The sequence below is a fragment of the Pradoshia sp. genome (assembly GCF_051873915.1).
Classification (GTDB): domain Bacteria; phylum Bacillota; class Bacilli; order Bacillales; family Pradoshiaceae; genus Pradoshia.
On record NZ_JBJEFJ010000167.1, the window covers coordinates 18,002 to 31,204 of the forward strand.

Below are 13,203 nucleotides of genomic sequence, written 5' to 3' on the forward strand. Positions count from 1 at the left end.
CGAGAATTGGTTAAAAGGAAGGCGAGAAAATAGCGCCGTTATGCGCATAAGCTTTCTTGCCGGATGAGCCGTGCTTCTAATCAGTTACTTGTCAACAGTATATACAAGCCTTTATGCATGTGTGAAAGGTTAATAGTGGAATTCTCCTTACAGCTTCTCGATGTGGATTCCATCTCCAATGTATTGGAGACGCATATCCCCGTCATATTCCCACACTAGGTAGTTTGAACCCGCCAGAATGAAATGCCCTTCCCCAATTTTGGCTGAACCATAAGAAAGAGAAATCCTGTCACCTGTTTTGAAACCGCTGGCTACCGTATGCTCAGTCACTTTTTCCTCAACGACTCGAGCGGCAGTTATTTCTTGCTCCTCTGTTATTGGAGCTGTCTGCCTATCTGCTTCTAATGAGAGCTCCGATTGTTCAAGCGGGACTGTCACCTCAGGAGATGATGACTGCTGCGGCGGAGAAATGGCATGGTTCTTTATTGGTAAAGGTGTTTGTAAGGAAGCAGCTTCCGGCAGAGCTGGATGATCGGGTTCTTTTTTAACCTGATATGGGCTGGTGCTTTGCTGTTGGATTTTCAATGCACGTAAACGATTGAAGGAAAGCTGCTGCTGGTAGAGGAAATCCTGCCTTGCCGTCTGCTCAAACAAGCGGGCTAGTGAACGGGGGAACCGTCTAACACGCTTTTTTGCCAGGCTGCTGCCCTTGACTGGAGCGGCTGCTATCTGGACTGTCTCTATGGAAGGTGATGAGTTCTTCTTAGCCTTTAATCGATTGGGGTTCATCAGCTGCTGCCATATTCTCGATTGAAATAAGGGCTGCCCGGAGCAATCAGTTATCCGGTAGCTGGGATCATTCATATAGATAGCTGACGGGGAAAAAACAACAGGTTTAATGGAAGAATTGATATAAAGGATACAGGTTGCCATTACATGACCTCCTTTCTGTTGTTATAAGGTATGGGGAAATCTCTTGCATAGTGACGTTCATCTAGTAAAATAGGCAGCTATGCTAGTGAAAATGTATCTTATCCCCGTAACTATTTCATGTGTATAGGCATATGATTCAGACGGTTCTACTCAGGGCGCATACTATATAAAAAGTCTTTGGGAAAGGAGGAGCTAAGAGTGGATCAAGAACATACACAGCCAAATGAAGGGCTAACCTCTTCAAAATCATCCTTGCCGCTCGGTTCAATCTCAGACATTTTGAACATGATGTTTAAGCCTGGTGACCGACTTCAGCTATATGCTGGTGCTGAACCTTATAAAGAAACAGGCTCCTTTCTAGCAACAACTGATGATGTACTCATCTGGATAGACGCGAAGAATCATGTGTCCTTTCAATATATTGGAGGAAACCTTGGGATAAGAAAGATCGGCAGCGACACTAGTACCTCAGAAAACAAAATGAAAACCGCATCTGATAAGAAAAATACAAACCAATCAGCTGAAAAGGTCACAAAGGCAGAAAATGAAGCTCCGTCAAAAGAGAACAATCCGCAGCTTGCCAGAGTGGAGGATATGGGCATCGAGGCGAGTGTGCCGCCGCTGAACAAACCGGAGGAAGCGGGCACTATAGACAATTTTTCTCCTCTATTCACTGAGCCACAAGAGATAAGCCATATGGAAGAAGCCATTCCTCAATTAATTGAGATGGAGAAACCAGCAGAGGATATCGAAACGGAATCTGAGGAAAGCAGCTCTGTTGCTTATTTTACTTTGGAATCAAGCGAGGAGAGCAGCGAGGAATTAATAGAAGAAGTCAAAAAGAAATTAGCAGCAGTAGAAGAAACGCTATCTAAGGAGCAGAAGTAATGGATTAGGCAGCAGCTTATGTATCATGAGCAGCTGCCTTTTTTATTTGATTGTCGGCGGAGATAGGCGCATCCCTCGAACTCCCCGCGTGCTCTAGGTAAATCGAAAATAAAGTTCTGATAAATATCTGAAGTTTTCCTTTGAAAATGGGAGAGTGCCTTGTCAAAAAGGACTTGCGGTAAATATATATATCTAGAATAAGAACTAAGGAGGAAATGTAAATGAGACCAGAGGATAATTTAACATTGGGAGACAAAATCAAGGTGTATGCCGGTGATGACACGATTGGTACTGGAAGCTTTGTGAGTCTATCAGATAGTGTGCTTACTTGGGCTAATGGCAATGGGAACATTACGTTCACGTATGCAGGCACTGGTTCAGCTGTCTCTATCAAGAAAATCTAAGTGTAAAGCCAAATACCTGCAATAGCAGCGGGTGAAGGGCTTAATTAGACTGCCTATTTAGGCAGTCTAGTTTTCTTAATAGGGTCATACATATGTTGTAGAGAATGAAGGAGGGATTCGATAAGTTGATCATGGAGCTGGCAAAAGCAATCAAGAATAAGGAAGTCATTCTGTTCATCGGTTCTGGTGTGCCGAAAAATCTTGGCCTGCCCACCTATTCAGAGATGATTGCCCAGATGGCTCATTTGCTCGATTTCGACCGAGAAGCCTTTAAGGCATTGGGAAACAGTGATTTCCTGCTGCTGGCGGAGTACTATTATTTGCAGAAGGGATCACTAGGCGGATTGCGTAGCTGGATGGATCGACAATGGCATAACCCCCATATTGATATTAGCCAATCGACTATTTATAAGCTTATCATCGAGCTTGGATTTCCGATTATTTATACAACCAATTTCGATCGATGGCTGGAGAATGCGTTCGACCATTATGGGGAGGAATACGTGAAAATCACCAATGTAGCCGATATCCCGAGTATTAAACCGGATGTGACGCAAATCATTAAATTCCATGGTGACTTTGATGACGACGCCTCTCTTGTCCTAACAGAATCCAATTACTTTAACCGGCTGGATTTCGAAACCCCCATCGACATTAAGCTCCGCTTGGATTCCTTGCAGAAATCGCTCCTGTTCATCGGATACAGCTTATCAGATATCAATATTCGCTACATGCTGTATAAACTGCAGAAACAATGGGATGAATCAAGCTTCGGTCATATTCGACCGAAAAGCTATATATTTATGGCAGGTGAGAATCCCATTAAAGAAAGAATTCTGCGCGAGCGGGGCATTATCCCAATTGTATCGGGTGAAGAGCCTGGTGCCGCACTAGCCCATTTTCTAGAATCTCTGAAAATATAAAATTTAACATCAATGTAATATTTATCCTATTCTCCTGTGTTAGAATATTCGTAGTTTACTTAGCGAGGAGATTAGGAAAAAGTGAAGTCATTTCTATTGCGAACGTTCTTATTGGTTATGTTGGTTATCGGAATAGGATGGAATAATGCGTCAGCTGCGGAGAATACGAATCCAAACTTTCAGGAAATAAATCGTCTGCTGACTGCCGCGGCAATCGAGAATGGAATTCCGCCTGAGGTACTTAAGGCGGTTGCGTGGGAAGAATCAGGTTGGAGACAGTTTGTTAACGGAAAGCCTTATGTTTCAAGTGACGGCGGAATTGGTATTATGCAAATCACGAATAAGCCAGAATATAATCAGACAAGTTTGAAGAATGATATCGCGTATAATATTCAAGCTGGGGCAAAGACATTAGCCAGCATGTATAAAAGAGGAGATCTCCCGAAGATTAAAGGAGCATCCAGTTCAGTTATCGAGAACTGGTACTTTCCAGTGATGGCCTATAACGGGACAAAGCCTGCGAATAGTCCGTTGTATAAGGCTACAGGTGCAGTAAACAGCGAGGCCTATCAGGAAAAAGTCTTTCAAGACTTACGTGATCACTTACTTGCGGGGAGAACTTTGGGAAGATACCCGTTTACAGTGAATGACTTTGAATATGATTCAACTACTACAAAGAATATTGTCTTCAAAAAGAAACTATATACATTATCAACTGTCATTACAACATCACATGCTGGGTTTTCTGTGAACAGCAAGGCGGTAACAACAGATAGTGTGAAGCTAAGGAAAACGCCGGGAACATCAGTCAAGGAACTTAAAACCCTTTCGAAAGGTACCGTTTTGACCATCACCGGAAATTTCGTCTATGATGAGACCAAGACAAGTAAGAATCAATTTGTATGGTATCCAGTGAAGACAAATAGCGGTGAGAAAGGATACGTCTCTTCTGGTTATTTAGCGAAATCCATCTTTACGGTTAATAAAGTGACTGACCAGTCAACTGCTGTGACAGGGAATGTAGCAAAAGGATATTCCATTACAGTGACTGGTTCGGATAAAGTGAAGAGCAGAGGAATTTCTGCTGCCAACGAGAACTATTCTCTCAAAATCAGCAGCAAGCTTAAACAAGGGACGAAGCTGACCTTCCTATTAAAGGATGGGCAGGGTCTTATTCATGAAAAGAGGACCATTACGGTAACAGATGGAACGAAGCCGGCTGTTCCAAAGGTTAACGCTATTGATGACAATGACACGGTCATCACGGGTACAGCAGAGAAGGGTTCAACTGTCTTTGCGTATGTGAATAACAAATCCATTGGCAGTGTGAAAGCAGATGGTACTACAGGCAAATATTCTATTAAGATTGCCAAGCAAAAAGCTGGAACAAAGGTAATGGTGAAAGCAAAAGATGCGGCTGGAAATTACAGCGCAGGCAAGATAATGACCGTCATCGATAAAACTCCGCCAAATACCCCAAAAGCCAACACAATCGATGACAACGACACGGTCATCACGGGAACGGCTGAAAAAGGCTCAAGGGTTTATGCGTATGTGAGCGGAAAATCAATCGGAAATGCTAAGGCCAACAGCAGTACGGGCAAGTATTCCATTGCCATCTCTAAGAAGAAAGCTGGTACAAAGATTGTCTTGAAAGCCAGGGATGCAGCAGGTAATTACAGCTCAGGCAAGACAATGACCGTCATCGATAAGACACCTCCTGCCGCGCCAAAGGTCAATAAAGTGACAAGCAAGACGACAAAGGTGACCGGGACAGCAGAAAAGAATGCAACGGTGAAGATCTATCGCGGCAGTACGCTATTGAAGACAGCAACGGTCAATTCGAAGGGAAGCTTTACGTTGGCCATTAAGGCACAGAAAAAAGGAACTGCCTTGAGTGTTTATGCTTACGACAAAGCGAAGAATAAGAGCAAGGCGACCAAGGTCACCGTTAAATAAATAATAGATCAATAGCCGAGAGCAGTAATGGCTCTCGGCTGTTTTCGTCTAATTTAGAGGAGTTATGGCTAGAATCAACGAATGATTTATGTGGAGGGATGAATGATGGAGAATGGGATATATGAGGTGGATGTTCATTCCATCAAGCATTGGGTCAAGATTGAAGGGGCGGAACATGAGACAACACCCCTTGTTATTCTGCATGGCGGGCCGGGAGGTAATCATTACACCTTTGAGCATACGACAGGACCTCTTCTTTCAAAGAATCGAACGGTCATTTACTATGAACAACGAGGCTGCGGCAGGAGTGCAAAGCCAGCCATTGATACCGATTATCGAATGGAGCAGCTTGTTTCAGATTTTCATTTAATCAAGAAATGGCTCGGTCATGAAAAGGTTGACCTCTTAGGATATTCCTTTGGCGGTGAGCTTGCGCTGGAGATTGCCTATATGATGCCTGAAGAGATTGGGAGGCTCGTATTGTCTGGGCCGAGTCTGTTGGAGCTGAATATCGGGAAGGTTCTGCAAATTGCCGGGTTCCTGTCAGTCGTTGATGTTCCTATATTGAAGGAAATAAATGAACTGATTCGCCAGGAGCTACCGGTGGCGGATTTATATGAGCTAGTCTGGAATCTGGCTGATTCAAAAGAGGTGGACCTTCTCTTATTTCAGAATCAAGAAAAGGCCCGTTTGAATCGCTCCTTATGGGAGAAAAGCGGGCTTGTCAACACGGGACACATGATGGGCATACTACAAAATGAAACAAGGGATGAGCCATTAGTGAATCGGTTAGGCCGAATAGGGCAGGAAACGCTGATTATTGCGGGGATTCATGATTATAATACAGGAATACCCCTTTCTAAGCTCATTCATCATCATCTCCCAAACAGCTGTTTTCACCCTTTTTACCATAGTGCGCATTTTCCTGACCTGGACGAGCCGGAACGATTTATTCAGGTCGTGCAACAGTTCTTGGAGCAAAATAGCCCCTGCTAAAGGATGAAAAATAGCTGCCCAGTACTCCGGGCAGCTAGATGATTATGGCTTGATTAATTGTTTGAACTCATCAAATTGTTCTTCAATCTCTTTCTTTGGTTTAGCTGTCAGCAGGCTGACAACGACAATGGCCAAGAGACTGACACCAAATCCAGGGATCATTTCATAGAGGGTATCTGATAACCCGAAGCTCGACCAGGCGATGACGGTAATTGCTCCGCCGAGAATCCCTGCTAATGCTCCCCATTTGGTCATCCGTTTCCAGAATAGGCTTAGCAAAATGAGCGGGCCGAATGAAGAGCCGAAGCCAGCCCATGCATACCCAACGAGATTAAGGATGGTGGCGTTTTTCTCCCAGGATAGAAATAAAGCGACAACAGCAACGAGTAATACGGATAGTCTGCCGAAGAAAACGAGTTCTTTATCTGTCGCTGAGCGTTTGATGAATGTTTTATAAATGTCTTCCGTTAAGGAGCTGGAAGTGACAAGAAGCTGTGAAGAAATGGTGCTCATGATGGCAGCCAAGATGGCAGAGATTAAAAAGCCGGTGATAATAGGATGGAATAATATTTCGCCTAACACAATGAAGACTGTCTCAGGATTGCTGAGTTTAGGTCCATTCTTTGCGAAATAGGCGATTCCGATGAGCCCTGTCAGCATGGCACCGACAATGGAGAAAATCATCCAGCCCATTCCAATCCGGCGTGCCTTCTTGATTTCTTTCACCGATTGAATAGCCATGAAGCGGACAATAATATGCGGCTGGCCGAAATAGCCAAGACCCCATGCGACAGAGGATAGTAAACCAAGCATGGTAGTTCCTTTAAATATATCCATTAGTGCCGGATTAATGGATTCAACCGTTTCGATGGTTTCCCCCATGCCGCCAACCTCAATAAGGGTAACGATAGGAACGAGAATAAGAGCGATGAACATGATGAGACCCTGAACAAAATCTGTCCAGCTTACGGCTAGAAATCCGCCAAATAAAGTGTAGGCAATAACGACGAGGCTGACAATGATCAGGCCTGTATGATAGCTCAGGCCAAAGGTACTTTGAAAAAGGACACCACCTGAGACCATTCCTGAGGAGACATAAAAGGTGAAGAAAATCATGATGACCAATCCTGAAATAAGGCGGAGCATTTTAGAGGTATCGCTGAAGCGGTTCTCTAAATAACCTGGAATCGTGATAGAATCATTCGCTAGCTGTGTATAAACACGCAGTCTAGGTGCAACGTACAGCCAGTTTGCCCATGCGCCAATGGTCAAACCGATGGCAATCCATGAAGCGCTCAACCCTGAAACATACATAGCTCCCGGAAGTCCCATTAAGAGCCAGCCGCTCATATCAGAAGCACCGGCACTGAGAGCCGTTACGGCTGGGCCAAGATTTCTCCCTCCAAGCATATAATCGGTTAAGTTTGATGTACGTCGAAAGGCAAAGTACCCAATCCCAAGCATTAAAACCATGTACAGAACAACTGAACTTATTAGGGCATAATCCACCCAATCAACCCCCTCTTTCTTATCTCTACTGATTATATTAATCGGCGAGAGAATATATTGCTATAATTGTATTAGAAAATTCTGAAAAATGCACCTAATTAACTAGGTCTTTTATCATAACGCTAGCAACTTATCATTCGCAATCCTTGCACAATGCTTGTATAATTACACTAAAATAAGAAGAAATGGGTGAGGAGAATGGGGAAGAACTATCATCAAAAGCCTTGTAAGTATGTAGAAAGTCTCGAATTAAAGATAATGGATATTGAGAGATCGATTCGATATTATGAAACAATCATTGGCTTCCGTGTGTTAGAACGAGAGAAGAAGAGAGCTGTCTTGACGGCAGATGGGAAGACACCGCTTCTGACATTGATTGAGCCGGAAGGTGTTTCAGCAAAAGAGCCGCATCGAACAGGCTTATATCATTTTGCGCTTCTTTTGCCTAATCGTTCTGACTTGGCTGATTTTCTTCAATCCTTGGTGAAATTGAATGTGCGCATTGGGGCATCCGATCATCATGTCAGTGAAGCGATTTATTTACAGGATCCTGATGATAATGGCATTGAAGTTTATGTAGACCGTGATGATTCCAATTGGATTTGGAATGAGAAAGAGGTTCATATGACGACCGAGCCGCTGAATGCGCGTGATTTGCTCCAGGCTGGAACGAAAGAGGGGTGGAAAGGGCTGCCGGAAGGAACCATTATGGGGCATATTCATCTTCATGTCGGTGACTTAGCGGAGGCTGAGAAGTTTTATTGTGACGGCCTTGGATTTGATGTGGTCACTCGTTATGGCGGTCAGGCTTTATTCATTTCCTCCGGCGGGTATCATCACCATATTGGACTGAATGTGTGGAACGGACAGCATATTCCTGCGGCATCGCCGAACAGCACGGGGCTAGAGGATTACACGATTGTTTATCCAGATGATAAGGACAGGGAAGAAGCAGTCTTGAGAATAAAAGCTCTAGGAGCAGAGGTTACCAAGATTAACGATATTTATGAAGTGATTGACCCGTTCGGTATGAAAATTCATCTCTCTTAAAAGAAGAGCTGCCTCCCAGCCTTGAGGCAGCTCTTCTGTATCTATTTATTGCGGTATTCCCGTTTAAGTTCCGTTTGGAAGCGGTCAAAGAATACGCCAATCAAGAAGAAGGCAATCAGCAGCGGATAGAAGGTGTGGAAGACCTGCTGGACAGATTGGGTGCTCCAGAGTTCGGTCATGAAGCTGCCTGGGCTGATGAACGCCTGAATGATAATCAAACTATGTAAAGCCAGCCAGAATAAGGTCAGCGTCCCCGTGCTTGTTCGAACGATGATTGCCATGACCGCCACAGCTAATGCAGCCGCCGCTATAAGGGCGTACTCGCCTAAGGTGTAGGCATTGTTCATGAAAAGGCTGTAAATGAACAGACCTATTAAGAAAAAATGGACAAAGTACGTCAGGATGTACAACGGCATAGAGCCATTCATTTTTGATAAGAGCAATAGAATGCCTGCTATGAGCAGGAGAATGCCTAGGAGATAATCAGCTCGCATGATGAGCAAAATAAAGCCGCCAACTAAGAACCCAGCCATGTTCACATAATCAATTCGTTTCATGATGTAATTAAACATGCCGATTGCCCCTTTCTGAAGGGTAGTAGAAGTCATTATTTATTTTATACCCGACAATGAGGAAAATAACTCCTGTACCACTCGGGTTTGTTATTGTGAAAAAAAGGCGGGTATGGTAAAGTGATAATATTGAGTAGACCGTAATTAGGAGGTATTTGTTCGTGCTGCATACTGTACTGATTATTTTATTGGTTATTACGTGCATTAGTTTAATTGCCGTTGTCTTGCTTCAATCCGGCAAAAGTGCTGGGTTATCAGGTGCTATTTCCGGCGGTGCTGAACAGCTTTTCGGTAAGCAAAAGGCTCGCGGCTTGGATTTGATTTTACACCGTGTCACAATCGTTCTTTCTATTTTATTCTTTGTTCTTACGGTACTTGTATCCTTATTCGGCAAGTAATTTCATATGAGCAAGCAAACATAGCCTGGCGAATTGCCGGGCTTTTTTGATGTTTGAGGGGGCGAAATAATAGCCTTTGCCGATTGTACATCGTAAACTTAGGATACATACAATGCAAAAAGGGGATAGTTACATGAAATTGACACAGCCAAAGCCATTTACTTTTGAGGGAGGAAGCCGGGCTGTCCTGCTCTTGCACGGATTCACAGGCAGCAGCGCAGATGTTCGTATGCTTGGCCGTTTCCTTGAGAAGAATGGGTACACAAGCCATGCGCCGCAATACAGAGGTCACGGAGTTCCGCCTGAGGAATTGGTGAATTACGGGCCGATGGACTGGTGGAAGGATGTCATGAGAGCCTATGATAAACTGCGTACGATGGGGCATAAAGAAATTGCCGTCGCTGGTCTTTCATTAGGTGGGGTATTTTCCTTGAAATTAGGTTACACTGTACCTGTGAAGGGTATCGTACCCATGTGTGCACCCATGTATATAAAAAGTGAAGAAACGATGTATAAAGGGGTACTTGAGTATGCCCGTGAATACAAGAAACGAGAAGGCAAAAGCGAGAGTGAGATAGAGGCTGAGATGAAGGAATTCCAGAAGAGTCCGATGGAAACGCTGAAGGCTCTCCAAGAATTAATTGGAGATGTCAGGGACCATGTGAGCCAAGTGGATGTCCCTCTCTTTGTCGTACAAGGGCGTCATGACCATATGATTAATGTTGATTCCGCGAACATCATCCATGATTCAGCCAAGAGCGAGCAGAAGAGCTTGAAATGGTATGAGGAATCTGGACATGTTATTACAACGGATATCGAGCGTGATCAACTTCATAAAGATATACTCGAATTTTTAGAAGGATTAGATTGGACTGATTAATCCTTCAATCTAGAGAAGTGAAGGAAGGAGGGGTTTGAATGGATGACAATATACGTCAACTCGTAGACAAGCTATATTCTTATATGAAAGAAGAAGCTTACAAACCCATGACAGTACAAGAATTAGAGGAAGCGATGGGCATTGATGATTCCGAGGATTTTAAGGATTTCGTCAAGGCGCTCGTTTATATGGAAGAGCGAGGAAAGGTCGTAAGGACGCGTTCCAATCGTTACGGTTTGCCGCAGCGCATGAATCTCGTTAAGGGGAAGGTTTCCGGCCATGCGAAAGGCTTTGCCTTCGTTATTCCTGAAGAGAGAGACATGATGGATGATATCTTCATCCCGCCGCATGAGCTTAATAATGCGATGCATGGCGATACCGTTATGGTACGGGTGTCGGGAGAATCCTCAGGTGCCCGCCGTGAAGGATCCATTGTCAAAATCGTAGAGCGCGGTGTCAAGAATGTCGTCGGTACGTATACCGAAACAAGAGGAATTGGTTTCGTCATTCCGGATGACAAGAAAATGGCAAATGATATCTTCATCCCGAATGAGGCGAAGCATGGCGCCATTGAAGGCCATAAGGTTGTTGTGAAAATCACTACTTATCCAGAAGGCAGAATGTCTGCTGAGGGAGAAGTTGTGGAAATCTTAGGACATAAAAATGACCCAGGTGTGGATATCCTTTCTATTATCCACAAATTTGAGCTGCCGCAGGAATTCCCTGAGGATGTGCTTGAACAAGCAAACCGTACGCCGGATGTGATTGATGAGAAGGATTTGAAGGACCGCCGTGATTTGCGCGGCCAAACAATCGTTACGATTGATGGCGCGGATGCGAAGGACTTGGACGATGCGGTTACAGTTACACGTCTTGATAACGGCAATTATAAGCTTGGTGTCCATATTGCGGATGTTTCTCACTATGTAACAGAAGGCTCCCCGATTGATAAGGAAGCTTTGGACAGAGCGACAAGTGTGTACCTCGTCGACCGGGTTATTCCGATGATTCCACATCGTTTATCCAACGGAATTTGTTCCTTGAATCCAAAGGTTGACCGTTTGACGTTATCATGCGAAATGGAGATTGATTCAGAAGGAACGGTTGTTTCCCATGAAATTTTCCAAAGTGTGATCAAGACAACAGAACGGATGACTTATTCAGATGTGAATGAAATCCTTGTGGATAAGAATGAGGAATTAATTAAGCAGTACGAACCATTAGTGCCGATGTTTGAGGAAATGGAAAAGCTTGCAGCCATTCTGCGTCAAAAACGGATGAGACGCGGAGCAATCGATTTCGATTTCAAGGAAGCGAAGATTCTTGTGGATGAAAACGGAGAACCAACGGATGTTATCATTCGCACGCGTTCGGTTGCTGAGAAATTGATTGAAGAATTCATGCTTGCAGCCAATGAAACGGTGGCAGAGCATTTCCACTGGATGGACGTTCCGTTCCTATACCGGATTCATGAAGAGCCAAATGAGGCGAAGCTGCAAAAATTCTTCGAGTTCATCGTTAACTTTGGCTATATCGTCAGAGGAACAGCTAATTCGGTACATCCGCGTGCCCTTCAGGAAATTATTGAAGCGGTGGAAGGAAAGCCGGAGGAAATGGTTGTCTCAACCGTTATGCTTCGTTCTATGCAACAGGCAAAGTATGACCCAGAGAGTCTTGGTCACTTCGGGTTATCAACAGACTTTTACACACATTTCACATCGCCGATCCGTCGTTACCCTGACTTAATTGTCCACAGATTAATCAGAACTTATTTAATTAATGGAGATTTAAGCAGCCAGACGCAGGAGAAATGGAATGAAAAGCTTGGCGAGATTGCTCAGCACAGCTCTGCCATGGAACGCCGGGCAGTTGATGCTGAACGTGAAACGGATGACCTGAAGAAAGCTGAATTTATGGAAGACAAGATTGGAGAGGAATTCGACGGCATCATCAGCTCTGTCACGAATTTCGGGATGTTCGTTGAATTGTCCAACACCATTGAAGGTCTTGTCCATGTAAGCTATATGACAGATGACTATTATCATTTCGATGACCGTCAGTACGCGATGATTGGCGAGCGGACAGCAAAAGTCTTCCGCATCGGTGATGAGATTACGGTCCGTGTCATTAATGTCAACAAAGACGAGCGTGCGATCGACTTTGAAATCGTCGGCATGAAGGACAACCGCCAGCGCGAGCGCGGCGAGAAACGTATCTTTAAAGCTGAGCCAGGCAAGAACCGGCGCAAGGATTCAGGCCGCCCGCAAAAAGGCGGAGGCAAGCGCAATGAGCGCGGAGGCGGAAGCAAAGGCCCCGGCTCTGGTTCAGGCTCCAGCCAAGGCTCCGAGAAAAAAGGACCTAGAAAGAAAAGAAAGTTCTATGAAAACGCCCCTAATGCTAAGCGCAAATCCGGGCGCAAAAAGAAACGATAAACGGAGGAGAGTACCCCATTGGGATGGGGTGCTCTTTTTTTATAGAGGTTGTGCTTCTATGGAGGAATTACTCAGGAGCGGGCGAGCGGTCAGCACACATAAGCCAGATTTATCGCTCTTACCCTAGTATTTTCGCCCATACCGTTCGGATTTCGCCCATACAAAGAATGTTTCGCCCTTAAATCTTGGTGTTCGCCCATAAAGTTGTTGTTTTCGCCCTTAACCAGTGAAAGCTCGCCCTTAAAAGATGAAATCCTGA

The 13,203-nt window shown here is 44.5% G+C and carries 12 protein-coding genes; 9 read left to right on the top strand and 3 right to left on the bottom strand.

Annotated elements, in window-relative coordinates:
- Nucleotides 1-147: 147 nt before the first annotated feature.
- On the bottom strand, nucleotides 148-933 hold the full coding sequence (locus tag ACI35L_RS14610; protein WP_439803176.1) for a hypothetical protein: 786 nt from the start codon (nucleotides 931-933) through the stop codon (nucleotides 148-150).
- Nucleotides 934-1,131: 198 nt separating this feature from the next.
- Here ACI35L_RS14610 and ACI35L_RS14615 point away from each other — a divergent pair, with 198 nt between their 5' ends.
- The 5 genes from ACI35L_RS14615 to ACI35L_RS14635 all read left to right on the top strand — a co-directional run bounded on the left by ACI35L_RS14615 (nucleotide 1,132) and on the right by ACI35L_RS14635 (nucleotide 6,103).
- Complete coding sequence (locus ACI35L_RS14615) at nucleotides 1,132-1,821, top strand: hypothetical protein (RefSeq protein ID WP_049669533.1); 690 nt, start codon at nucleotides 1,132-1,134, stop codon at nucleotides 1,819-1,821.
- Between the two features lie 221 nt (nucleotides 1,822-2,042).
- The gene (locus ACI35L_RS14620) at nucleotides 2,043-2,225 is read left to right on the top strand and encodes a hypothetical protein (RefSeq protein WP_049669534.1); all 183 of its coding nucleotides are present in this window, start codon (nucleotides 2,043-2,045) and stop codon (nucleotides 2,223-2,225) included.
- 131 nt (nucleotides 2,226-2,356) lie between these two features.
- Nucleotides 2,357-3,148 (top strand): SIR2 family protein, encoded by a 792-nt coding sequence (locus tag ACI35L_RS14625; RefSeq protein ID WP_231589574.1) that lies wholly within the window; start codon nucleotides 2,357-2,359, stop codon nucleotides 3,146-3,148.
- Nucleotides 3,149-3,229: 81 nt separating this feature from the next.
- Complete coding sequence (locus tag ACI35L_RS14630) at nucleotides 3,230-5,107, top strand: Ig-like domain-containing protein (RefSeq protein ID WP_439803177.1); 1,878 nt, start codon at nucleotides 3,230-3,232, stop codon at nucleotides 5,105-5,107.
- Between the two features lie 102 nt (nucleotides 5,108-5,209).
- Nucleotides 5,210-6,103 (top strand): alpha/beta fold hydrolase, encoded by an 894-nt coding sequence (locus tag ACI35L_RS14635; protein WP_439803178.1) that lies wholly within the window; start codon nucleotides 5,210-5,212, stop codon nucleotides 6,101-6,103.
- Between the two features lie 42 nt (nucleotides 6,104-6,145).
- Here ACI35L_RS14635 and putP read toward each other — a convergent pair whose 3' ends face one another.
- Entirely contained in the window at nucleotides 6,146-7,612 is a 1,467-nt protein-coding gene (gene putP, locus ACI35L_RS14640) for a sodium/proline symporter PutP (protein ID WP_439803179.1), read from the bottom strand.
- Nucleotides 7,613-7,810: 198 nt separating this feature from the next.
- Between putP and ACI35L_RS14645 the strand changes: the two genes are divergently transcribed.
- Complete coding sequence (locus ACI35L_RS14645) at nucleotides 7,811-8,662, top strand: VOC family protein (protein WP_439803180.1); 852 nt, start codon at nucleotides 7,811-7,813, stop codon at nucleotides 8,660-8,662.
- 41 nt (nucleotides 8,663-8,703) lie between these two features.
- On the opposite strand, the gene ACI35L_RS14650 is transcribed toward ACI35L_RS14645, so the two are convergent.
- On the bottom strand, nucleotides 8,704-9,234 hold the full coding sequence (locus ACI35L_RS14650) for a hypothetical protein (RefSeq protein WP_049669537.1): 531 nt from the start codon (nucleotides 9,232-9,234) through the stop codon (nucleotides 8,704-8,706).
- Between the two features lie 164 nt (nucleotides 9,235-9,398).
- On the opposite strand from ACI35L_RS14650, the gene secG reads away from it, so the two are divergent.
- The 3 genes from secG to rnr all read left to right on the top strand — a co-directional run bounded on the left by secG (nucleotide 9,399) and on the right by rnr (nucleotide 12,944).
- Nucleotides 9,399-9,632, top strand: a complete 234-nt coding sequence (secG, locus tag ACI35L_RS14655; protein WP_049672739.1) for a preprotein translocase subunit SecG — start codon at nucleotides 9,399-9,401, stop codon at nucleotides 9,630-9,632.
- A gap of 133 nt (nucleotides 9,633-9,765) precedes the next feature.
- The gene (locus ACI35L_RS14660; protein WP_049669538.1) at nucleotides 9,766-10,512 is read left to right on the top strand and encodes an alpha/beta hydrolase; all 747 of its coding nucleotides are present in this window, start codon (nucleotides 9,766-9,768) and stop codon (nucleotides 10,510-10,512) included.
- Nucleotides 10,513-10,550: 38 nt separating this feature from the next.
- On the top strand, nucleotides 10,551-12,944 hold the full coding sequence (gene rnr / locus ACI35L_RS14665) for a ribonuclease R (protein ID WP_439803181.1): 2,394 nt from the start codon (nucleotides 10,551-10,553) through the stop codon (nucleotides 12,942-12,944).
- The last annotated feature ends 259 nt before the right edge of the window (nucleotides 12,945-13,203 follow it).

What these genes read in the sequence shown, in the direction of transcription:
- ACI35L_RS14610 (WP_439803176.1), bottom strand. Translation starts at nt 933, where the DNA reads ATGGCAACCTGTATCCTTTATATCAATTCTTCCATTAAACCTGTTGTT.
- ACI35L_RS14620 (WP_049669534.1), top strand. Translation starts at nt 2,043, where the DNA reads ATGAGACCAGAGGATAATTTAACATTGGGAGACAAAATCAAGGTGTAT.
- ACI35L_RS14625 (WP_231589574.1), top strand. Translation starts at nt 2,357, where the DNA reads ATGGAGCTGGCAAAAGCAATCAAGAATAAGGAAGTCATTCTGTTCATC.
- ACI35L_RS14635 (WP_439803178.1), top strand. Translation starts at nt 5,210, where the DNA reads ATGATGGAGAATGGGATATATGAGGTGGATGTTCATTCCATCAAGCAT.
- ACI35L_RS14645 (WP_439803180.1), top strand. Translation starts at nt 7,811, where the DNA reads ATGGGGAAGAACTATCATCAAAAGCCTTGTAAGTATGTAGAAAGTCTC.
- ACI35L_RS14650 (WP_049669537.1), bottom strand. Translation starts at nt 9,234, where the DNA reads ATGTTTAATTACATCATGAAACGAATTGATTATGTGAACATGGCTGGG.
- ACI35L_RS14660 (WP_049669538.1), top strand. Translation starts at nt 9,766, where the DNA reads ATGAAATTGACACAGCCAAAGCCATTTACTTTTGAGGGAGGAAGCCGG.
- rnr (WP_439803181.1), top strand. Translation starts at nt 10,551, where the DNA reads ATGGATGACAATATACGTCAACTCGTAGACAAGCTATATTCTTATATG.